This window comes from Novosphingobium sp. BL-A-41-Hi4A-0G (genome assembly GCF_055521735.1).
Map to the genome: position 1 here is coordinate 2,497,627 of NZ_CM145501.1, position 18,786 is coordinate 2,516,412.

Below are 18,786 nucleotides of genomic sequence, written 5' to 3' on the forward strand. Positions count from 1 at the left end.
CGCGAAGGATTGCAGTCACGCGCCACAGGATCCACGAATGATCAGCTCTGTTGGCAATCGCTCGGATACGGCGCGGTGGCCGTCCATCATGCGCAGCACTTTGGACACCAGCATGTTGCCAGCCTTGATCACGTCCTGCCGCACGGTGCTCAACTGCGGGCTGGAGAACGAGGCAACGTCGATATCATCATAGCCGATCAGGGCGACATCTTCGGGGACACGCAGGCCGTGCCGCTTGAGCGCCTGCAAAGCTCCGAGCGCAACAATGTCCGAGGCAGCAACGATCGAGTCGAAAGCTACCCCGCGCTCGACGAGATTGTCGACGGCATCAGCACCCTCATAACGGCTCGAGAACGGAGTCTGGACGATTGCAGGATCAAAAGGAATGCCCTCGGCGGTCAAGGCAGCCTTGTAGCCCTCGAGCCTCTGGGCGATCTGAGACAGTGCCGTCCGCGCCTCGGCGATCGGCGGCATGGATCCGAAGAACGCAATACGCTTCCGACCGGTCCGGATAAGGTGGCGCGTCGCGCGGAAGCCACCATCAAAGTTGTCGGTGCCCACCGAACAGTAGCGCTGCCCTTCGGTTTCCACGCCCCAAACCACGATCGGACGATTGGCCGCCCCGAAACGATTGAGCGCATCATGAAACTGCGACTGCCCGAAGAAGATGAACCCGCGATAAGGGGAGGTGTCGATGAACTCGCTCAAAGTCCGATCATCATGCGGAGTTTGCCAACTGATCGAGAAATCGCGACGCCTTTCTCTTAGCGCAGCGCCGATGCCGCCGAGCAGCGACAACTCGAACGGATTGCCGAGCTGTCCGCCATGCCCGGTGGCAACAGGCAGGACGACGCAGACCTGTTCTGGCAGGTTCCCCTTGCCGGACTTGCCCTTCGGCCCCCGCTTGGGTGCGGAGTAGCCCAGCCGTGCCGCCGTCTGGACCACCAGTTCGCGTGTCTCCTCACTGATTGCAGTGTTCCCTGCAATCGCCCGCGACACCGTGGCGGTCGAGAGGCCGAGCTCCTCGGCAATGTGTTTCAGCGTAAACTTGCGTCCGGCACCATCTTCCATGCAACTCTCCTTGGACCCAGCCATCGGAGATAGATTTGCGCAAAATATTGCACAGTTTGCAAACTAAATTGCAGATCGCCGTGCCCCGGTCGCCGCGATGACGGCGGCGAGACAGCAGAAAGCCCCGGCGATCAGCAACGTGCCTGACGGGTTGCCCGCTGGAAACATCCGGACCACCGCGCGCATGCCAAGGCCCATCACCAGCTGCGGCACTACAATGAACACGTTCATCAGGCCGATCGCGCCGCCTGCCTCTCCCTGCCGGGCGATACGGCTCGCCATGACGAAGGGCGCGCTGAGCATCGAGGCATAGGCTATGCCGATCAGGCCAGCGCAGACCAGCAGCAGCAGGGGGGTTCCCGCCAGCGCTACACCTGCAAAGCCGAAGGAACCTGCCAGAAGGTTAGTGGAATGGACGCGAGACACGCCGAACTTCTCGAAGAGGCGGGGCAAGATGAAGGCGAAGAGCCCCGCCACGCCATTGTATGTCGCGAACATGACACCGACCCAGTCCGCGCCGTCGCCATAACGCGGATCTTCTACCGATCTGGCAGCGAAAGCGCCCTGTGCTACGACCGGCGTTGCGTAGACCCACAGCAGATAGAGCGCAGCCCAGGCAAAAAACTGCATGGCCGCGATCCGGCGATAGGCAAGAAGATTGGCTAGCCAGTCTGCCGAAGTCCGTCCGGTCTCGCGCTCGTCCACCTGTTGATCCGTCAAACAGATGCCGAAGCGCGCGTAGTCTTCCTTCGAGTATTCGCGCACCTTGAGGACCGTGCCGGCGACCGAGATCGCCAGGCATGTCGCCGCCGCAAGGAACGCCAGCCGCACCGAGACCGGCGTGGCACCTTCGGCAACGACATTGGGCATTCCAGCGACGCTGAGGGCCTTTGGCACCAGAGCACCAAGGAACGCACCAACACCGATGAAGACGGTCTGCATGGCAAAGCCCCTGCCGTGCTGCTGCTCGGGCAAAGTGTCGCCAACCAGCGCTCGGTAGGGTGCATTAAGGGCGTTCATCGAGATTTCGAGCAGCCAGATCATTGCGATTGCCCAGACCAGGCTCGGCGCGAACGCGATCCCTGTGAGCGCAGCAGTCGCGATGATTCCCGAACCGAGCATCCATGGCCGACGGCGCCCGAACCGCGTCCAGCTCCTGTCACTCAGGCGGCCGATCACCGGTTGAACCAGCAGCCCTGATACTGGCCCTGCGAGCCACAGTAGTGCCAGATCTTCGACGCCGGCCCCAAAGCCCTGATAAATGCGGCTGAGGCTGGCGCTTTCTATCCCGAACGTGATCTGCAACCCAAGATAGCCCGCGCTCAGGCCAATGATACGGCTCTGCGTGACTGGCGGCAATGCACCCTTCATTGTTCAGATCCCTGCCATCCTCTGGACTATGGTCGCGCGAACGGCGGTGGGTCGACAAGAGTCAAGATAGCAAAAGTCACAACTTTCGAAACACGCTTCTCGGATAGGCGGTGGGTTACGGACAGAGCCATGAGGCGAATAACGGATGGTGGACTCCCCACCTTTGGCGAGGAGCCACGATCTTAAATCTCGGTGTTCTCAGCAAGCACAAGCGCGTCTTCCACATCAATGCCGAGATAACGAACGGTATTTTCGATCTTGCTATGGCCGAGAAGGATCTGGACAGCCCGCAGATTGCCCGTTGCCCGGTAGATGATCGATGCCTTCGTTCGCCGCAGCGAATGGGTTCCATACTCGCTGCGCATCAGCCCCACTCCAGTCACCCACTCATCGACAAGCCGCGCATACTGTCGGGTGCTGAGATGACCGTTGCGATCAACCCGGCTTGGAAAAACAAAATCCTCCACCGTGCCGCCGCGACGTTGAAGCCACGCCAACAAGCTGCTGCGAGCGTCTGGCAAGAGTTCGAACTGGACGGGGCGGCCGGTCTTCTTCTGGATTACCATCGCGCGTGTACGAATGGTCCCGCCGCTGACTACATCGCCGATCTTCAGTCGCACAAGGTCACAGCCGCGAAGTTTGCTATCAATGGCTAGGTCGAACGACGCGCGATCTCGCAAGCGTTTCCGTTGATTGAGGTAAAACCGAATCTCCCAGATTTACTTTGGCTTCAGCGCACGCTTCGCACCAACTGCTCGTCCTGCGTTCCAAACCTGCCGCTTTGTTGAGGTGGATCCTGTTTGGGGCATCTCCATGATCGTTCTCTGATGGCCAAAGTGGCCACGCTTAAAACGTGCGACGCACAGAAGCGGGAATGAGGCAAAAGCGATCATACATTCCCCAGCAATCAAAAAATTGAATGGCGGGTTTTGGCGACGGATCTGCCTATCGGCGGCTGAGCGAAAACGGCAGTTTTGTCCCAGACCAGATCAAGCCCTTCAGCCCGATCCACCATTCGATGAACGTATGGCAAGTTCTGACTGCTTCACCTTGAGCCTTGAACGTCCGAAATGAAGGCGATTGCCGCGAAGTGACTGCAATCGAAACGCACCGGCCGACCAGAATACCTTGTTCCGATACGGGTGCTCGACAGCCCGAAGATTGCGGAAACCCGATCTTCGCGTTTGGCTGACCACTCGAACAGCTATTGTTGCTCTTCAAATACGACCTTGGCCCGGCAGTCTGCCACGGCACGTGGTTTACATATGCTACTTCGGACAGAGCTTCTGCTCATTGGTGCTCGATCAGCTGAGGGTCGGGAGAATTGCGGCAGGAACCTGCCCGCATTATCGCCGTTTTAACGGGCCGGAGAAAGCCCCTTATGAACGTAACGACCCAAGACCTTAGCGATGCGGAAGAAGCCCTGTTCAAAACCATCTCTGCACCGGAGTTTCCTTGTGTCGGTGCCAAATCGGCAATGGCACGCGGCACGCTCAAGGTGCTGACCTGCCGCAGCCTTGCAAGTGGTTGGGACGATCTGATCATCCATCGCGAACTGATGGACTGGGCTGCGCAATACCGCTCGGAGCCAGAGGGCCTGCGCAGCCTTGCCGTGTCGTTTGACGGTCCGGGCGATCTCGATGAAGCGCAATTCGAGGCGCTGATGTGGGAGCGTATTCAATCCTTTGCCGACAAGGACGCATGGCTGGGGCAACCCTACGATCACCGCGTCAGCGCCGATCCATCCGACCCGCACTTCTCGCTCAGTTTCGGCGGCGAAGCATTCTTCGTGGTTGGCCTTCATCCCAACGCCTCGCGCCCGGCACGCAGGTTTGCTCGCCCTACGCTTGTGTTCAACCTTCATGACCAATTCGAACGCCTGCGCAGCGAAGGCCGTTATGAAAAGATGCGCGAACGCATTCTTGAGCGCGACGTCGCGCTTGCCGGGAGCATCAACCCGATGCTCGCCAGGCATGGATCTGCAAGCGAAGCAGCGCAGTACAGTGGGCGGCTGGTCGACCAGGAATGGCGGTGCCCTTTCCGCGACAAGCGCGATACGGCCGCGTGAGCGTTCAGGAAATAGCGCCACGGTCCGGGACCGCGTTCGTGCTGCGCAAAGGCGAAATACTGCGCGTTATCGACCCTCGCGGCGTTCAGGTGAGCGATATGCTTGCGTTTGCTCAAGCCGATGTGCGGGAAGTGATCTCGGCCGGGCGCACGTTCGATTATGAGGAAACGATCAGGCTCACAGCGGGGAACCGTATCTGGTCCAACCGGTCGAATCCCTTGCTTGAGATCATCGAGGATACTGTCGGACGGCACGATTTCCTGCTGACGCCGTGCAGCGAAGCGACCTTTCGCCATTTCTATCCCGACGAACCGGTACACCGGGGCTGCTTCGGCAACCTGGCCGAGGCGCTCGCCCCCTACGGGATTGAACCCGATGCCATCCCGGTGGCATTCAATATCTTCATGAACGTGCCGGTGGACGGTGAAACGGGACAGATCGCAGTGCTGCCACCGACGAGCCGCGCCGGCGACTATATCCGGCTTGCCGCATTGACCGACCTTATCGTTGGGCTGACCGCATGTTCTGCCGGGGCGTCCAACGGCGGCAGTTTCAAGCCGATCCATTACCGGATCGAAGATTGATGGCGATGAAGACCGACATCACCGAACTGGCACGCCGTATGGCGGCTGCGGCCGAGGCCCAGGACTTTGAAGAAGCGCGGCGACTCCGTGACCAGATCAACCTTATACGCGGCGGGGCCAGCCCGACGGAAGCCGCCCGCGCTGACACGGCGGGGCTGTCCCGTCAAAAGTCAGGGGCAATGGGCATTGGCACCAATACGCCAAAGCCGGTCAGACCCGCGGGTTGGCAGTCGCCCAAGAAGCCGGACCCTATGACGTCGGGTCGGCGGGCCAGGCAACGGTGATGCTCAAGACAAGCAAGCCGGCTCGTGGCTTCTGTGCCGGTCATCCTGACCATGACAGAACCAGACCTGTATAGGGGGGTACGTCATAGCACAGTTCGTCCGGGGTCGCGGTGAAGGCTGGAATGACCTCGCCCGAGAGCTTGCGCACAATGACCTCGGGCAACGCCGCGCGGCCCGTGCGTACCAAGGCGAACCTTGCGACGTGATTGTCTTCGCCGTCGATCTTGAGGCTTAGCGTGCGATCATCGATGCGGGTGACGGCGCGCAGGAAATAATCGCAGAAGATCACGAAAGGCGCGCCGGGAACGCGGTGGTAGGAGCGGGTCGCGAAGACCATGGCAGCCACGGCGCCATAGATCTCTTGCCCCACCTGGCCGGCAGGCTGCCCGTCGGGATAGAGATCCTCCACTGGGAAAGACAAGGCGCGGTCTATCTCGCCGTTGCGCTGTTGGGTAGCGATCGCCTCTTTTGGCAACGCATCAGGATAGTAAAACCAGGCGCGATGCAGAGCGTAGCGGCAGTACTCGGACACCAGCATCTTCGCAGAAGGAATCAGGTCCGGTCCCCCAAGGTCCAGATACCGTTCGAAAGCGGCATAGCTGTCGAAGCATTCGTTGAGGGCCATGTAGGGCGCATCCTGCAGGCAGGTGACAGCCATAAAGTTGGAGTAGTGCTGTGCCAGGCCGATTTCACTCTCCCAAATCTGTGCGTTGTGAAAGAAGCTGGCGAGGTAGACGTAGCTCAGAGCTAGGTAGGTCTTGCGGTTCGTGATGCGCCAAAGCCGGATGCAAGCAGCTGCCCCCCAAGCTGTTAGGTTGGCCTGATAGTTGAGATCGAAGCGCATGCCCCGCGCGGTCTCCAGGGCGTTGCGCGCTTCGTCGAGAAAGCGGACTTCGCCGGTCAGTTCGAAGGCCTGGAGCATGACCCAAGCATAAATGCCTCCGACATCGGTCTGGCCGAGGTTGTCAGCAGGTGCGACCCGGGTAATGACTGAGAAGTCAGTCACATCGTACTGGACTGGCCACTTGTACTTGAAATGCTGCGCCGCGCGGATGCCATAATCGATCGTGCGCAGGAAAAGGTCCTTGGCTTCCTCGTCCCCTGCCAAGGCTAGATTGCTGAGATTGAGGAGCGGATGGTAAAGGTACCAACTATCGACCGCATCCGCGTTCTTGTCAGGTCCAACATCGGAGAGATAGCGCCGCAAAGTCTTCAATTTCGGGTCGTAGAAATTCTCCATGCCGCGCCGAATTTCGGCACCAAGGGGGTGGACCTTCCCTTCCCAGATGCCCCAATCCCGAATAGCCAAGGCCAGTGTGAGCTGGACCATGGAATCCGGATATTCGGCCGACGTGTAGGGGTGGAAATAGACTTCGCCAAAATGCCGCCCGCGCGCCTTGGGGGAGCGGGCAAGATCCCGCAAAGTGCGCTTGGTGCGTTCGATCCACGGCCGCCGCATTGTCCGGGGCTTGTCGAGGTTGCGGTAAATTGCGCCCAGCATATCCAGGAACTGCCAAGCGCTCTCGGTCTCATCCTCTTCAGCCTTGCGGCGGAAAACGAGGTGCGTGTCGTACAACACCGTTTGCAGGCCAGCCGGAATGGCCGCCGAAGGGTTACCCGGCTGAGTGGGCGCAAGATAGCCGAGGACCGGCCACTCGCCGCCAACGACGCTTTCAGGCGTGGTGCCGGTTGCGAGGAAATAGGGATTCAGCGCGGTAAGGTTCTGGACATAAAGCAGTTTTCCGAGCTTGGGGCGTTCCAGTTCCAGATAGCATAGCCCTGTGTTCAGCTTGCGCTGCCTGGCCTCGAGTGTACCGCGCGTGCCCAGCGGATCCCCGTCTTTGTCAAAGGGGATAAGGTCATGCGGGAAGTAGGGTAGGTGGACCGTCTCGGCCGGGGTGAAGCGGACACGGTAGGCAAATTGCGCCAGGCCGGTTTTCTCACCAGTCAGCTCGCCTGTAAATCGGCCGATCTCGCTACGCGCTTCCCAGGCGATCAGGCAGTCCTTTGGCCGCTTCCGGGTAACCGAAGCTGACGCGGTGAACAGCGGCGCGCGCAGAGCTATCCCGCCACTGTCACCGCCTCGCATCACGATCCAGACGTCGGCGTTGTGGTGCACCAGCTCGATCTGGAAATTTTCGTGCGCGGCGGCCTTTCCGATCCTCTTGCCGCGCTTGACCGCCTCGCGGGCCTCGATCGCTTCCAAGGGCAGGCTTTCCATCAGGCCGCACCGTCCCAAGGGCCGCGGCATGCACCGTAAGGACCACCATTGCCGGTCACGTGTCGAGCAAAACGAGAGAAAACCAACTGCGCGGGGGCTCCAGCGCTGTGACGCTGCGTCTTCGTCAAATGCGTGGCCCGCACGATACCACCGACGTCTCCAGATTTTCGGATGATGCCTAGCGCATTCACGTGAGACTGCGGGTTACGGCCGCAACATGTGGATTTGACCCCGCAACGGGTAAGGTGGGCCTCAATGGCGGTGGCCGATACGCTAGGCTCCCGCGTTTGTGCGGGGCGCTGGCTGTCAAGAGGGGGCCAATCGGCATCGGCGCCTCGGAAACCGGGAGTGTTTTGGACCATCGTGCCCTCGTTCCTGCGCGCCCCGCTTTCAAAACCACAATTCTGACGTTTGTTCCCCCACCAGAGATGGAACAGATTGCAGTTGGATGGCCAATTTTCTTGCAGAAGGTGCCCACGCCCTAGAAGTCGGCAGCCGACGGCGAAACGGCGATGTTCGATGCCACATCCCAGACAGCAGTCGCCCGGATTGGACAGACGTCGGAATCAGGTCAAACAACCACCCCATTCGACTCATGTCCTGTTGGGCCCACTTGGAACACAGCTAAATCCCGGGACTGGTCAGGTCGGGTGGCTAAGGGAACAATGACAGGTCTATCCCGTCTCCCATTCTGGCGTAGCCGGCATCACTGGGATGAAGGTGGTCGCCGGAGTCGAACGCGGCCTTGAACGCGTCGGCATTCTCTCGATCCCGCACCATCACTTCAAAATCGATCACGGCGTCGGGCTCGCCTGAGTTTCTGATCCAGTGGTTCACGGACGCTCTCAGACTGACCTTGGCAGCGGTGTTCAACTCGCTCGCCGGGTTTGGGGTCAAGGTTGCGATGTAGACCTTTACGCCTCGCTCATGGGCCCGGGCAATGACCTGCCGATAGCCCCCGATCAGCTCATCGGCGGACAAGTCGGGGTTCGTACCGAACGGGCTCTGCCCCGAGAAGTTAATGTCGTTGATGCCTTCAAGGAGTATCAGGTGCGAGATGCCCTCGATGCGCAAGGCATCGCGGTCGAGCCTGGCAAGGCCTGCTGCGCCCCAGCCCGGCGCCAGCAACCGGTTGCCCGCGATCCCGGCGTTGACCACATTATAGCGTCCGTCGCGTGTTCGCCCCTTAAGCCGATGGGCCAGTCGCTCAGGCCAGCCATGCGGAGCGCGGGGATCTACGCGATTGCCGTCAGTGATCGAATCCCCGAAGGTGACAATGACATGCGGTGGCGAGCCGCTCAGAACACTCACTCCAGACACGAGCGAGCGCCCCTTCAGCGGGCTGCTCCGAGCGATTGCCAGATCACGGGTCTGGTCCCCGGGCGCGAGCAGAAATCCGCTGCCGCCGCGCCCTTCATTCATCATGGGCGAGGCAAGGGCCGCACTCACGACCAACTGGGTTCCGAACTCGACCGGCAGGTCGACGGGATCGCTGATCACAAGTGCAGCAGTCGGGATCGTCACGCCATGCGAACCGCCGCTGAAAGTAACGGAGTGGAGTGACCCCGGTTTCACGATGAATGGACCTTGCGCAAGGCCAACGGTGACGGCCGTCAGACGGAGCGGCGCATTCCCTTCCTGGTTCGACAGCCGGAGCCGGATGCGTGACCCGTCAGCCATCAAGGTTACCTGATAACGAATCGTTCCAGTGACAGGCTGGGGCGTCAGCTCAGCCAGCAGCGCTTCTGGCGGCAGGTGCCAATGCTGCCTGGCAAATTCCAGGAACACATCTGACGGCTTCTCGTACGTTGCAGGGCTGGATTGAAACGCTTCGCGCCAAGCTGGTTGCGCTATCGCTGTGGTGGCACCACAGATCAACATGGCCGCGCCCACCAAACCAGCCCATATTGTTTTTGCTGTCACCGCGTCTCTCAATGTTTGCCTGGGCCGCCGAACCCGATACCAGGTGCATGCAGCGGCCGCTTGTCGAGGCCCTCATCAAAGCGCAGATCGAGCCCGCAAGCAATTTATTAAAACCAGCATTCTTATTTAGAGCAACGACGCAATGGGAAGCGTTGTGCAGCCGATGTAGATCGGGTTGCGCAAGATTGCATAGACCTGTCCCCGCGACAGGAACGTGCCGCCATGGCTGCGCCCCGAGGCGGTCTTGCGCCTGGGGCTGATGATCCCTTCGCTGCGCAAGGCCTCGGTCACAAGGCGTACGTTGCCAAGGGTGCGGTAGCGCGTGAAGATCTCGCGCACGAGTTCGGCATGCTCCTCGACCACCACCAGCGTGCGGCCCGAGGGCCGGTAGCCCAGCGGCGGGATGCCGCCCATCCACATGCCCTTGGCCTTGGAGGCAGCGAGCTTGTCGCGGATGCGCTCGGCCGTCACCTCGCGCTCAAACTGGGCGAAGGACAGCAGCATGTTTAGCGTCAGCCGTCCCATCGAGTTGGTGGTGTTGAACGACTGGGTGATCGAGACAAAGCTCGTGCCGCAGCGGTCGAAGGTCTCGACCAGCTTGGCAAAGTCGAACAGCGAGCGTGTCAGGCGATCGACCTTGGATGACCTCGCGTTTGGGCTTGGGCTTGCAGTCAGCCGCTACTTCAGCGGGTGGCGACGCGTCGCAATTTGGCGCTTTCTGCTCGGCTGTCCCTTGCTTTAGTCTTCTTGCCATCTCGGGCTCCCTGTCTCGCAGGAGCCGCTTCTCGGCTCCCACCAGCCGGAGCCCGGACCATCGCCTATGGCCGGGTATGCGAAACTGCTGACGCAAGCGCAGATTCGCTGCAGCGGACATAGGCAAATGCAGCGCTGACAGTCGAGTGGAATCAGTGGTTTGGAAACAGAAACGTGACTGCAGGCCCCACCGGTTTCACACTATGGCTAGCCGCGAAACGAGGAAATGAGCCAGCCGGATTCCCTAGGCAGCGTTGGCCTCGATCTCCCTTGCCGCATTCCTAAGCGCATCGAGGATCACTGGATCCGCATGATCCTGATGGTCGGCGCCAACAGGCAGCGACACGGATATCGCTGCGACTACTCCACCCCGTGCCGTCCGGATGGGCACGGCGTAACAGAGCAAGCCATCCGCAATTTCTTCATTGTCGACAGCGTAGCCCTTGGCCACCACATTTGCGAGTTCGGTTCGGAGTTCCGCTGGGTCGGTTATCGTGCGTTGTGTCAAGGCAGGGAACGGTCCGGTCGCGAGATAGGCTTCACGAACTTCAGGCTGAAGGTGCGCCAGGAGCACCTTGCCGATGCCGGTACAATAGGCCTCGAGTTGAAGCCCCACCCGGGTAAAGAAATCGCCAGCCCCGCGCCCAGTCTTGATGCGGTATGTGACCATGTCGTTATCGAGAGTTCCAAGCTGCGCCACGCACCGTAGCTTGTGCGCCAGTCGGTGGAGCACGGGCGCTGCAGCCGCGATCAGAACCTGTTTCTGGTCTACCGCTTCGACCAGCGCCATCAGACGAGGCCCTGCAACGAGCCGCCGGTTTTGGAGGCGTCGGAGGTAGCATTCCTTCAGCAGCGTCGCCACCTGGCGATGGGCGGTGGCTTTGGGCAGGCCGACGTCGGCCGCAATCGCGGCAACGCTGCGGCCTTCCCGGTCGCCGAGGATGGCTTCGAGCAGGACGAGTGTTCGGCCGAGCGAAGCGATGGTTGGTGTGCCGCCTGCAGGTGGCAATTTTTGTCTCATATGGTGAGACTATAGACTGGGCCCGATCTGGTTCCAAGCCTGCACCGCCGTTAGATCCCGGTGCGAGCAGGAGGAACCGACCGATGCAACAACCCAGCCAAGAAGCTCTCGCCGAGCGCCTGCGCGATGCTTATTCCAGTGGTGCGGTGGCACCGCTTCGCGACGGGCTGGAGCCGACCGATGCCGCAGGTGCCTATGCCGTGCAAGAGATCAACACCCGCTTCTGGGAAGCGCAGGGACGCCGCATCGTTGGTCGCAAGGCGGGGCTCACGGCCAAGGCGGTGCAGGCGCAACTCGGCGTGGATCAGCCCGATCTCGGGGTGCTGTTCGCGGACATGCGCGTAGCCGATGGCGGCGCGCTCGATCCGGCGCGATGCCTTCAGCCCAAGGCCGAGGCGGAGATTGCCTTCGTGCTGGCGCAGGACCTGCCCTCGCCCGATACCACGCCCGATCAGGTCGCCGCTGCGGTGGCCAGCGTTCATGCCGCGATCGAGATCGTCGACAGCCGGATTGCCGACTGGAAGATCACCTTTGCCGATACCGTGGCCGACAACGGCTCGTCTGCCTTCTTCGTGCTGGCCGATCAGGGTCTGCCGGTGGACGGGCTGGATCTGGAAGGCGCAGGCATGGAGATGACCTTCGATGGCGAGGTCGTCTCGACCGGGGTCGGTGCCGCAGCGCTCGGCAATCCGCTCAACGCGGCTGCGTGGCTGGCCCAGACGCTGGCGGCGCGGGGAGAGCCGCTCAAGGCCGGGGACGTGCTGCTGGCAGGTGCGCTCGGCCCCATGGTCGCGCTTCGGCCGGGCGTCACGATTACCGCAAAGATCGCCGGCATTGGCGAATGCAGCTTCACTTATGGAGACGCCTGAGATGAGCAAGACCAAGGTTGCCATCATCGGTTCGGGCAACATCGGCACCGACCTGATGATCAAGGTCATGCGCCTGTCCGAAACGCTCGAAATGGGCGTGATGGTGGGCATCGACCCCGCCTCTGACGGGCTGGCGCGGGCGCAGCGGATAGGCGTGGCGACGACGCACGAGGGCATCGACGGGCTGCTGGCCATGCCCGAGTTTGCCGATATCGGCATTGTCTTCGACGCGACCAGCGCGGGTGCGCACAAGCGCAACAGCGCGCTGGTGCTGGCGGCGGGAAAGCGCATGATCGACCTCACGCCTGCGGCCATCGGACCCTACACGATCCCGCCGGTCAACGGCGATGCCAACCTCGATGCGCCCAACGTCAACATGGTCACCTGCGGCGGGCAGGCGACGATCCCCATCGTTGCCGCCGTGAACCGGGTGGCCAAGGTCCACTACGGCGAGATCGTCGCCTCGATCAGCTCCAAGAGCGCAGGCCCGGGCACCCGCGCCAATATCGACGAGTTCACCGAGACGACCAGCGAAGCGATCCGCCATGTGGGCGGCGCGACGCGCGGCAAGGCGATCATCATCCTCAACCCTGCCGAACCGCCGCTGATCATGCGCGATACGGTCTATTGCCTGTGCGAGGACGGCGACCGCGAGGCGATCCGCCAGTCGATCCACGACATGGTGGCGCAAGTGCAGAGCTATGTGCCGGGCTACCGGCTCAAGCAGGCGGTGCAGTTCGAGAGGATCGGCGGCAACCAGCCCCTGCGCATTCCCGAAATGGCCGAGACCGGGCAGAACTCGTTCACCGGGCTCAAGGTTTCGGTCTTCCTCGAAGTGGAAGGCGCGGCGCACTACCTGCCAGCCTACGCCGGCAATCTCGACATCATGACATCGGCGGCGATGAAGACTGCCGAGAAGATTGCGATGAGGATGGCGGCATGACTTTCGATCCGACCACGCAGAAGCTGTACATTCAGGACGTGACGCTGCGCGATGGCATGCACGCGATCCGCCATCAGTATGGCCTCGATCATGTCAAGAAGATCGCGAAGGCCCTCGATCTGGCCAAAGTCGATGCCATCGAAGTCGCCCATGGCGATGGGCTGCAGGGGTCGAGCTTCAACTACGGCTTTGGCGCCTATACTGACTGGGACTGGATCGGCGCGGTGGCCGAAGCGCTGGAGCATGCCGTCCTTACCACGCTGCTGCTGCCGGGCATCGGCACGGTACAAGATCTGAAGCATGCCGCCGAAATGGGCGTCAAATCGGTCCGCATCGCGACACATTGCACCGAGGCCGACGTTTCGAAGCAGCACATCGAGGCTGCGCGCAATCTCGGCATGGATGTCTCGGGCTTCCTGATGATGAGCCACATGACCAGCCCGGAAGCTCAGGCGAGCCAAGCCCTGCTGATGGAAAGCTATGGCGCGCATTGCGTCTATGTGACGGACAGCGGCGGCGCGATGAATATGGCCGACTATGCCGCGCGGCTTCGCGCCTATGATCGCGTGCTCAAGCCCGAGACCCAGCGCGGGGTGCATGCGCATCACAACCTGTCGCTCGGTGTGGCGAACTCGATCGTCGCGGTCGAGAACGGCGCGGTGCGGGTCGATGCGAGCCTTGCCGGGATGGGCGCGGGCGCGGGCAATGCGCCGCTCGAGGTTTTCATTGCGGCGGCAGACCGCATGGGCTGGAACCACGGCTGCGATCTCTACGCGCTGATGGATGCGGCCGAAGATCTTGTCCGGCCGCTGCAAGATCGCCCGGTGCGCGTGGACCGCGAGACGCTGACGCTGGGCTATGCCGGGGTCTATTCGAGCTTCCTGCGCCATGCCGAGAAGGCTGCTGCCGATCATGGCATCGATACCCGCTCGATCCTTGCCGAAGTGGGGCGACGCAAGATGGTCGGCGGGCAGGAAGACATGATCGTCGACATCGCGCTCGATCTGGCCAAGCAGAAAGAATTCGCGCAAGGCTGATCCCATGCGGATTGCAGTCATCGGAGCAGGAGCCATCGGCAGCGCGATTGCTGCCACCTTGGCGCAGACGGGGCGCGACGTCGTGCTGGTCGCGCGCGGGCGCAGGCTCGCAGCGCTTCAGGCGGGGCCGCTGCGGATCGAGAGCAACGGCAGCATGCGGGACGTCCCCGTGCCGAGCTGCGCCGCAAGCGAACTCGGTGACGGTGCGATCGGCATGGCGATCTGCTGCGTGAAGACGAACGGTCTGGACACGGCGCTGCACGATGTACGCGCTGCGTTGCAGCCCGGTGCCGTCGTGCTCACACTGCAGAACGGGGTGGAGGCGCACGAGGTTGCCGCGCGGTTGCTGCCCGATGCGGCCATCGTGGCGGGCCGGATGCATGGCTTCTTCGAGATGAGCGGCGATGTGGTGCGGCATGTCGGGGTTCCCCCCTCGATCATGCTCGGCTCGCCGCAGGGCAACGGGGAGGCCGAGCAGGCCGTGGTGGCTGTGCTGGCCGACAGCGGCATTGCGGTGGACGTGTCTGCGGACATCACCCTCGCGCTGTGGGAGAAGTTCCTGCTGGCAGCGAGCCTTGGCAGCGTGGGCGCGGCACTGGCCACGCCCGCAGGCCAGGTCCTCGCCACGGCGCAGGGCGAAGCGATGCTGCGCGAGGCCATGGCCGAAATCGTCGCACTCGCCCGCCATCGCGGCATCGCGCTCGATGACGGGCACATTGCCCGGGCGCTGGCCTTCGTGGCGAGCTTTCCGCCAGACGCGACAACCTCGCTGCAGCGCGACCTCGCCGCTGGGCGTGCTTCGGAATATGACGCGCTGACCGCCGCGGTCGGGCGGCTGGCCAGGGATCGCAGCGCGGCTGTCTCCGTTTTCCCGGGGCTTGAAGCACTTATCGCAGCGAGACTGGAAATTCGCGGCGACGATCTTAATCTGCGCCCTCAGGGGCAGTAGTCCTCCATGCCTTCCGGGGCAACGAAGGTGCGCGGGTCAACGCCGAAGCAGCTCTCGCCCCGGTCCAGCCCGCCCATCGCGGCCATGTCCCGGTTGGTCAGGACGAAATCATCGAGTGCGAGGTTTTGCGCCATGTGCGCGACGCTGCTTGCCTTGACGACGGGCAGGACGCCAAGCTGCGCCAGCCAGCGCAGGATCACCTGAGCGGGGGCACGGCCATGCGCATCGGCGATCCCGGTAACAACCGGGTCCGCCAGATCGCCGCCGTGTCCGAGCGGGCTCCATGCCTGCGTGGCTATGCCACTTCGGCGGTGAAAGTCGCGCAAGTCTGCCTGCTGGAACGAGGGATGCAGCTCGATCTGGTTGACGGCGGGGGCAACGCCGGTTTCCCCCATGATGCGTTCGAGATGCTCGGGCAGGAAGTTGGAGACGCCGATGGCGCGGATGCGGCCCTCGTCTCGCAGGCGCACCAAAGCCTTCCATGTTTCCACGAAGCGATCCCGCGCCGGGACCGGCCAGTGGATCAGGTAGAGGTCAAGCACATCGAGCTTCATGCGCTGCATCGTGCGCTCGAATGCTGCCAATGCTTCGTCATGACCGTGGCAGGAGTTCCACAGCTTGGTGGTGACGAAGAGCTCGCTACGGTCGATCGGCGCGGTCCGGATCGCTTCGCCGACTTCCACCTCGTTGCCGTAGATCGGCGCGGTATCGAACGAGCGATAGCCCAGCGCGATGGCCCGGTGAACCGCAGCGACGGTGTCTTCGGCAGGGATGGCCATGGTCCCGAGCGTCACCGCAGGGAACCCGGCCAGGCCGGTGACTCGCGCACTCATGCGAGCTTGCCCGGCAGTTCCAGCACCAAGGCCTTGTCAAACGGGTTCACGCAGACCAAGGCTTTCATGTCGCTTTGCTCCGTAGTAAAGTGATTTACCAATATCGAAGCATTGTGAGGCAGGCAAGTCCCGGTCGATTGGTCACCAATCGATCAGGGTGTAATCCTGTTTTTCCGAGCCGCATTCGGGACATATCCACTCTTCGGGCACATCCTCCCAACGCGTGCCGGGTGGCAGGCCGCTGGCCGGATCGCCCTCGGCCTCGTCATAGACATGCGAACAGTTCATGCAGCGATAGCGACGGTAGGGTTCAGCCATGGGCCGCCTCCTTGCGCTGCATGGTCACCATCATCTGCTCGTAGCCATTGGTGAAGCAAGACGGCAAGCGGAGGGGTTCGCCCGCAAGCGTGACTTCCATGTCCCGCGCGGCCATTTCCTCGATCAGGGTGACGAGCTGCAGCTCGGCAAGGCGAGCACCAAGGCAGCGATGGATGCCGTAGCCGAACGAGAGATGACGGCGCGAGTTCTCCCGGCGCGGGTCCCAGCGGTCGGCATCAGGGAAGATCGCTTCGTCGCGATTGCCTGAATTGTACCACAGCACGACCTTGTCGCCCTTGCGGATGGTCTTGCCGCCGAATTCCGCGTCGCGCGTGGCAGTGCGGCGCATGTGGGCGATAGGTGTCTGCAGGCGGATCGTCTCCGTGGCGGCGCCAGAGCCGAGTCCACGCACGTCTGCCTTGACCGCCGCCCAGGCATCCGGAAACGCGTTGATCTGCTCGATCAGCCCCGACATCGAATTGCGCGTCGTGTCGTTCCCACCGACGAGCAGCAGCGCGATCGCGCCGATGAAGCGCTGTTCGTCCATCTCGCCGTAGGACGACGAATGGGCCATCATTGAAAGGAGGTCCGGCTTGGGCGGCAACGCGCGCCTCTCGTCATAGAGTTCGCGGAAGCGGGCGGCCATGGCGAAGACGTGGCGTTCACGCTCGGCATTGAGCACCGGGTCGGGACCGATGTCGATCCGCGCCGCCCAATCGGACCATTCCGGCAACTTGTCGCGTTCTTCCCAAGGGAAGTCGAACAGCGTGGCGATCATGGCGGTGGTCAGCGGGATCGAGACGGAGTGGACCCAGTCGAACGGCTGCCCGACCGGCAGCGCATCAAGAATCGCGGCGGTCCGTTCGCGCAACGGTCCGGCGAGCTTGGCAATCTCGCTCGGTGCGACGGCCGGTGCGATTGCCTTGCGCTTTTCGGAGTGTTCGGGATCGTCCATCGCGATGAACATGCGCAGCTGCACCCCGGTATCCTGCATGTCGAAGATGACGATGCCGCCGTGTTCCCATGAAGAGGAAAAGGTTGCGGGATCGCTTTCGACCGCGACGATGTCGTCGTAGCGGGTGATCGACCAGTATGGTCCGAAAAAGCTGTTGGGGCAGAAGTTCACCGGATCTTCCGCACGCAGCCTTGCGAACAGCGGCCGCCACGCACTGCGCGCCCAGAGCCCGCCTTCGGATACGTCGATCCCGTCGCGCGATAGCGCCTGCGTCAGTGTCATTTCCCGTCTCCTCTCCTTCCGGAAATCTAGTTTACCACTTTACATTATTCCCGGAGTGCATTGTATGCGCGACTCAGGATAACAGATTTTTACGTTTTGCATATACGCAAAAAACAGGTGAGGAAGGCAAGGGATCATGCTGGAACGGGACGGAAGCCTGCTCTTTGGCGAGGAGCACCGCGCATTTCGGGATATGGTGCGCAAGTTTATCGCCCGCGAGTTCAGCCCACGCATCACCGCCTTCGAGGACGCCGGAGTCGTCAGCCGCGACTTCTGGCGCCTTGCGGGCGAGGCAGGCCTGCTCTGCCCGACGATGCCAGAAGCCTACGGCGGACCAGGCCTCGATTTCACCTTCAACGCGATCCTCAACGAGGAATTCACTTACGCGATGATGGCCGACAGCCTGACGCTGCAAAGCGACATCACGATGCCCTACCTGGTGCGCTATGCGAGCGACGAACTGAAGGAGCGCTGGCTGCCGAAGCTTCTGACCGGCGAGGTCATCGCCGCCATCGCCATGACCGAGCCCGGCGCCGGCTCGGACCTGCAGGGCGTGCGCACCAGCGCGCGGGCCGAGGGTGCCGACTTCGTGATCAACGGCTCCAAGACCTATATCACCAACGGCCAAAACGCCGACATCATCCTGACTGTCTGCAAGACCGAGCCCGAACTCGGTGCCAAGGGCACGTCGCTGATACTGGTCGAAGCCGACCGCGCCGGATTCGAGCGCGGTCGCAATCTCGACAAGGTCGGCCAGTGGATGGCCGATACGTCCGAACTGTTCTTCAACGATGTACGGGTTCCGGCAAGCAACGTGATCGGCGAGGTCAATCGCGGCTTCATCTACCTCGTCAGCGACCTGCCGCAGGAACGGCTGTCGATCTCGATCACCGCGCAGGCGGCGGCGCAGCGGGCTTTCGATGAAGCGGTTGCGTTCACCCGCGATCGCACGGCGTTCGGCAAGAAGGTCATCGACTTCCAGAACACCCGCTTCACCCTGGCCGACATCAAGGCCAAGCTGCAGGTCGGCTGGGCCCATCTCGACTGGGCAATCGCGCGCCACGTGCGGGGCGAGCTGACTGCTGACGAGGCGGCGGCATCGAAGTACTGGCATACCGAAATGCAATGGCTGGCGTGCGATGCCGCGCTGCAGCTTCATGGCGGGGCGGGATACATGAATGAGTATCCGATTGCCCGCATCTGGCGCGACGCCCGCGTAAGGCGGATCTATGGGGGTACGAGCGAGATCATGCGCGACCTTGTCGGCCGATCGCTGTGACGGCCTGAAGGCCAGACCCGGCGGC

Annotated in this window: 18 protein-coding genes and 1 pseudogene; 9 read left to right on the forward strand and 10 right to left on the reverse strand. The window is 62.2% G+C overall.

From position 1 onward, the window contains the following. Nucleotides 1-15 precede the first annotated feature (15 nt). The 3 genes and pseudogenes from ACZ1JX_RS12115 to ACZ1JX_RS12125 form a co-directional block, all read right to left on the reverse strand. Nucleotides 16-1,071 (reverse strand): LacI family DNA-binding transcriptional regulator, encoded by a 1,056-nt coding sequence (locus tag ACZ1JX_RS12115; RefSeq protein WP_465123797.1) that lies wholly within the window; start codon nucleotides 1,069-1,071, stop codon nucleotides 16-18. 63 nt (nucleotides 1,072-1,134) lie between these two features. Further along, nucleotides 1,135-2,442, reverse strand: coding sequence for an MFS transporter (locus tag ACZ1JX_RS12120; protein WP_465123798.1), 1,308 nt, complete (start codon nucleotides 2,440-2,442; stop codon nucleotides 1,135-1,137). A gap of 182 nt (nucleotides 2,443-2,624) precedes the next feature. Further along, a pseudogene (locus ACZ1JX_RS12125) lies at nucleotides 2,625-3,257 on the reverse strand (tyrosine-type recombinase/integrase). 566 nt (nucleotides 3,258-3,823) lie between these two features. Here ACZ1JX_RS12125 and gntA point away from each other — a divergent pair. The 3 genes from gntA to ACZ1JX_RS12140 are packed head-to-tail and all read left to right on the forward strand — an operon-like array spanning nucleotide 3,824 to nucleotide 5,378. Further along, on the forward strand, nucleotides 3,824-4,510 hold the full coding sequence (gene gntA, locus ACZ1JX_RS12130) for a guanitoxin biosynthesis heme-dependent pre-guanitoxin N-hydroxylase GntA (RefSeq protein WP_465123799.1): 687 nt from the start codon (nucleotides 3,824-3,826) through the stop codon (nucleotides 4,508-4,510). After that, entirely contained in the window at nucleotides 4,468-5,094 is a 627-nt protein-coding gene (locus ACZ1JX_RS12135) for a DUF1989 domain-containing protein (protein ID WP_465123800.1), read from the forward strand. Before gntA ends, ACZ1JX_RS12135 begins: the two co-directional genes overlap by 43 nt. Then, nucleotides 5,094-5,378: a UvrB/UvrC motif-containing protein gene (locus ACZ1JX_RS12140; protein ID WP_465123801.1), complete on the forward strand. Its 285-nt coding sequence runs from the start codon at nucleotides 5,094-5,096 to the stop codon at nucleotides 5,376-5,378. Before ACZ1JX_RS12135 ends, ACZ1JX_RS12140 begins: the two co-directional genes overlap by 1 nt. 40 nt (nucleotides 5,379-5,418) lie before the next feature. On the opposite strand, the gene ACZ1JX_RS12145 is transcribed toward ACZ1JX_RS12140, so the two are convergent. From ACZ1JX_RS12145 to ACZ1JX_RS12155, 3 genes are all read right to left on the reverse strand, one after another. Then, nucleotides 5,419-7,599 (reverse strand): hypothetical protein, encoded by a 2,181-nt coding sequence (locus ACZ1JX_RS12145; RefSeq protein ID WP_465123802.1) that lies wholly within the window; start codon nucleotides 7,597-7,599, stop codon nucleotides 5,419-5,421. Between the two features lie 654 nt (nucleotides 7,600-8,253). Continuing rightward, nucleotides 8,254-9,522 carry an SGNH/GDSL hydrolase family protein gene (locus tag ACZ1JX_RS12150; protein ID WP_465123803.1) on the reverse strand — a complete coding sequence of 423 codons (1,269 nt, stop codon included), beginning with the start codon at nucleotides 9,520-9,522 and terminating at the stop codon, nucleotides 8,254-8,256. Nucleotides 9,523-9,648: 126 nt separating this feature from the next. Next, nucleotides 9,649-10,137, reverse strand: a complete 489-nt coding sequence (locus ACZ1JX_RS12155; protein ID WP_465126407.1) for a recombinase family protein — start codon at nucleotides 10,135-10,137, stop codon at nucleotides 9,649-9,651. Here ACZ1JX_RS12155 and ACZ1JX_RS12160 point away from each other — a divergent pair. Continuing rightward, nucleotides 10,025-10,264 carry a hypothetical protein gene (locus ACZ1JX_RS12160; protein ID WP_465123804.1) on the forward strand — a complete coding sequence of 80 codons (240 nt, stop codon included), beginning with the start codon at nucleotides 10,025-10,027 and terminating at the stop codon, nucleotides 10,262-10,264. The genes ACZ1JX_RS12155 and ACZ1JX_RS12160 overlap by 113 nt on opposite strands. Before the next feature lie 255 nt (nucleotides 10,265-10,519). Here the strand turns inward: ACZ1JX_RS12160 and ACZ1JX_RS12165 are convergent, their stop codons facing one another. Further along, nucleotides 10,520-11,296, reverse strand: coding sequence for an IclR family transcriptional regulator (locus ACZ1JX_RS12165; protein ID WP_465123805.1), 777 nt, complete (start codon nucleotides 11,294-11,296; stop codon nucleotides 10,520-10,522). Nucleotides 11,297-11,379: 83 nt separating this feature from the next. Here ACZ1JX_RS12165 and ACZ1JX_RS12170 point away from each other — a divergent pair, with 83 nt between their 5' ends. Genes ACZ1JX_RS12170 through ACZ1JX_RS12185 form a run of 4 tightly spaced genes read left to right on the forward strand, consistent with a single transcriptional unit; the run spans nucleotide 11,380 to nucleotide 15,094 of the window. Then, complete coding sequence (locus ACZ1JX_RS12170) at nucleotides 11,380-12,165, forward strand: 2-keto-4-pentenoate hydratase (protein WP_465123806.1); 786 nt, start codon at nucleotides 11,380-11,382, stop codon at nucleotides 12,163-12,165. A 1-nt stretch (nucleotide 12,166) separates the two neighbouring features. Continuing rightward, nucleotides 12,167-13,108 carry an acetaldehyde dehydrogenase (acetylating) gene (locus ACZ1JX_RS12175; RefSeq protein WP_465123807.1) on the forward strand — a complete coding sequence of 314 codons (942 nt, stop codon included), beginning with the start codon at nucleotides 12,167-12,169 and terminating at the stop codon, nucleotides 13,106-13,108. After that, the gene (dmpG, locus tag ACZ1JX_RS12180) at nucleotides 13,105-14,145 is read left to right on the forward strand and encodes a 4-hydroxy-2-oxovalerate aldolase (protein WP_465123808.1); all 1,041 of its coding nucleotides are present in this window, start codon (nucleotides 13,105-13,107) and stop codon (nucleotides 14,143-14,145) included. Before ACZ1JX_RS12175 ends, dmpG begins: the two co-directional genes overlap by 4 nt. A 4-nt stretch (nucleotides 14,146-14,149) precedes the next feature. Further along, on the forward strand, nucleotides 14,150-15,094 hold the full coding sequence (locus ACZ1JX_RS12185) for a ketopantoate reductase family protein (RefSeq protein ID WP_465123809.1): 945 nt from the start codon (nucleotides 14,150-14,152) through the stop codon (nucleotides 15,092-15,094). Here the strand turns inward: ACZ1JX_RS12185 and ACZ1JX_RS12190 are convergent. The 3 genes from ACZ1JX_RS12190 to ACZ1JX_RS12200 all read right to left on the reverse strand — a co-directional run bounded on the left by ACZ1JX_RS12190 (nucleotide 15,082) and on the right by ACZ1JX_RS12200 (nucleotide 17,482). After that, nucleotides 15,082-15,927, reverse strand: coding sequence for an aldo/keto reductase (locus ACZ1JX_RS12190; protein ID WP_465123810.1), 846 nt, complete (start codon nucleotides 15,925-15,927; stop codon nucleotides 15,082-15,084). The two genes, ACZ1JX_RS12185 and ACZ1JX_RS12190, sit on opposite strands and share 13 nt — an antisense overlap. A 141-nt stretch (nucleotides 15,928-16,068) precedes the next feature. Then, complete coding sequence (locus ACZ1JX_RS12195; RefSeq protein WP_465123811.1) at nucleotides 16,069-16,245, reverse strand: rubredoxin; 177 nt, start codon at nucleotides 16,243-16,245, stop codon at nucleotides 16,069-16,071. Further along, nucleotides 16,238-17,482: a cytochrome P450 gene (locus tag ACZ1JX_RS12200; RefSeq protein ID WP_465123812.1), complete on the reverse strand. Its 1,245-nt coding sequence runs from the start codon at nucleotides 17,480-17,482 to the stop codon at nucleotides 16,238-16,240. Before ACZ1JX_RS12200 ends, ACZ1JX_RS12195 begins: the two co-directional genes overlap by 8 nt. A 136-nt stretch (nucleotides 17,483-17,618) precedes the next feature. On the opposite strand from ACZ1JX_RS12200, the gene ACZ1JX_RS12205 reads away from it, so the two are divergent. After that, entirely contained in the window at nucleotides 17,619-18,761 is a 1,143-nt protein-coding gene (locus ACZ1JX_RS12205) for an acyl-CoA dehydrogenase family protein (RefSeq protein ID WP_465123813.1), read from the forward strand. Nucleotides 18,762-18,786 lie beyond the last annotated feature (25 nt).

What these genes read in the sequence shown, in the direction of transcription:
- ACZ1JX_RS12185 (WP_465123809.1), top strand. Translation starts at nt 14,150, where the DNA reads ATGCGGATTGCAGTCATCGGAGCAGGAGCCATCGGCAGCGCGATTGCT.
- ACZ1JX_RS12115 (WP_465123797.1), bottom strand. Translation starts at nt 1,071, where the DNA reads ATGGAAGATGGTGCCGGACGCAAGTTTACGCTGAAACACATTGCCGAG.
- ACZ1JX_RS12195 (WP_465123811.1), bottom strand. Translation starts at nt 16,245, where the DNA reads ATGGCTGAACCCTACCGTCGCTATCGCTGCATGAACTGTTCGCATGTC.
- ACZ1JX_RS12135 (WP_465123800.1), top strand. Translation starts at nt 4,468, where the DNA reads ATGGCGGTGCCCTTTCCGCGACAAGCGCGATACGGCCGCGTGAGCGTT.
- ACZ1JX_RS12120 (WP_465123798.1), bottom strand. Translation starts at nt 2,442, where the DNA reads ATGAAGGGTGCATTGCCGCCAGTCACGCAGAGCCGTATCATTGGCCTG.
- gntA (WP_465123799.1), top strand. Translation starts at nt 3,824, where the DNA reads ATGAACGTAACGACCCAAGACCTTAGCGATGCGGAAGAAGCCCTGTTC.
- ACZ1JX_RS12145 (WP_465123802.1), bottom strand. Translation starts at nt 7,599, where the DNA reads ATGGAAAGCCTGCCCTTGGAAGCGATCGAGGCCCGCGAGGCGGTCAAG.
- ACZ1JX_RS12165 (WP_465123805.1), bottom strand. Translation starts at nt 11,296, where the DNA reads ATGAGACAAAAATTGCCACCTGCAGGCGGCACACCAACCATCGCTTCG.
- ACZ1JX_RS12190 (WP_465123810.1), bottom strand. Translation starts at nt 15,927, where the DNA reads ATGAGTGCGCGAGTCACCGGCCTGGCCGGGTTCCCTGCGGTGACGCTC.
- ACZ1JX_RS12170 (WP_465123806.1), top strand. Translation starts at nt 11,380, where the DNA reads ATGCAACAACCCAGCCAAGAAGCTCTCGCCGAGCGCCTGCGCGATGCT.
- ACZ1JX_RS12205 (WP_465123813.1), top strand. Translation starts at nt 17,619, where the DNA reads ATGCTGGAACGGGACGGAAGCCTGCTCTTTGGCGAGGAGCACCGCGCA.
- dmpG (WP_465123808.1), top strand. Translation starts at nt 13,105, where the DNA reads ATGACTTTCGATCCGACCACGCAGAAGCTGTACATTCAGGACGTGACG.
- ACZ1JX_RS12160 (WP_465123804.1), top strand. Translation starts at nt 10,025, where the DNA reads ATGTTTAGCGTCAGCCGTCCCATCGAGTTGGTGGTGTTGAACGACTGG.
- ACZ1JX_RS12175 (WP_465123807.1), top strand. Translation starts at nt 12,167, where the DNA reads ATGAGCAAGACCAAGGTTGCCATCATCGGTTCGGGCAACATCGGCACC.
- ACZ1JX_RS12200 (WP_465123812.1), bottom strand. Translation starts at nt 17,482, where the DNA reads ATGACACTGACGCAGGCGCTATCGCGCGACGGGATCGACGTATCCGAA.
- ACZ1JX_RS12140 (WP_465123801.1), top strand. Translation starts at nt 5,094, where the DNA reads ATGGCGATGAAGACCGACATCACCGAACTGGCACGCCGTATGGCGGCT.